Source organism: Aminobacter sp. P4_H6_2 (assembly GCF_056400805.1).
Genome location: NZ_JBFUKO010001030.1, coordinates 1 through 1,080, shown reverse-complemented (window position 1 = coordinate 1,080; position 1,080 = coordinate 1). Strand labels below are relative to the sequence as shown.

Below are 1,080 nucleotides of genomic sequence, written 5' to 3'. Positions count from 1 at the left end.
CGGTGCAGGCGTTCGACAGCGTTCTCGGATAGCGGCATGGCCGCATCGGCCACACGCTGCATCTCGTCCATGTCGCCGCTGYCATGCAGAATAACGTCGCAACCAGCCTCCAGAGTGGCGCTGACCTGCGCATCGAGCGGATGAGTGCGGCTGATATCGGAGACGTCGTCGCTCATAAGCACGCCGTCGAAGCGGATCATGCCGCGGATGATCTCGTCGATGACGGTGCGCGAGGCGGTGGCCGGCGCATCGCGGTCGATGGCACGGTAAATAACGTGTGCCGCCATGGCGCAAGGCATGTCTTGCAGCGAGCGGAACGGCACGAAGTCGGCCGACTGCATCTCGTCTAGCGAGGCATTAACCACCAGCAGCGCCTCGGATTTGTCCTGGCGAGCGCGGCCGTGACCGAGAATGTGCTTGATGACGGGCAGCACACCTCCAGCAAGCAGGCCCTCGCAGGTAGCGCGGCCGAGTATACTCGCCATCTCCGGCGTATCGCCCAGTGCCCGGTCGCCGATCACCAGATCGCCCTTGCCGATCGGCAGGTCGAGCACGGGTGCGATGTTGATATCGATGCCGAGATCAAACAGCTCCGCCGCGACCAGGCGTGCATTGAGCCGCACAGCATCGAGCGCGCGCTTGATGTCGGTGCGTGCGATCTGGGCAAACAGCGATGCCGGCGGCGGAGCACGCCAATGCGGCGGCGCCAGCCGTGCTACCCGGCCGCCCTCTTGATCGATCAGCACGCGCACGTCGGTGCGGCCGACGCTTTCGCGCAACTCGGCCACCAGCGTGCGCAGCTGCGCCGGGTCAGCGCAGTTGCGCTTGTGCAGGATGAAACCCCAAGGCTGGGCGGCACGGAAGAAGCTGCGTTCGGCGGCGTTCAGGCTGGTACCCGCGCAACCAAATACCACGGCCTTCGGCTGCGTTCGGTCAATTGTCAGCGGCATGGTCATCACACTCCTGGCGGATTGCACGAGACCGACTTGTCGCCGCCCGAACCATCAGCTTGGCAGAAAAGCTGCCGGCGCGGAAGAGCGAGCCGGTCGGCCGAAGCCTGATTGCAGGCCTGTCACGTAT

1 protein-coding gene is annotated in these 1,080 nt (G+C 65.0%); it reads right to left on the bottom strand.

Features of this window, described 5'->3' with window-relative positions; all coding sequences use genetic code 11:
- On the bottom strand, window positions 1-950 hold a 950-nt coding region (locus tag AC1DUU_RS32685; protein WP_476787429.1), incomplete at its 3' end, for a glycoside hydrolase family 3 N-terminal domain-containing protein.
- Window positions 951-1,080 lie beyond the last annotated feature (130 nt).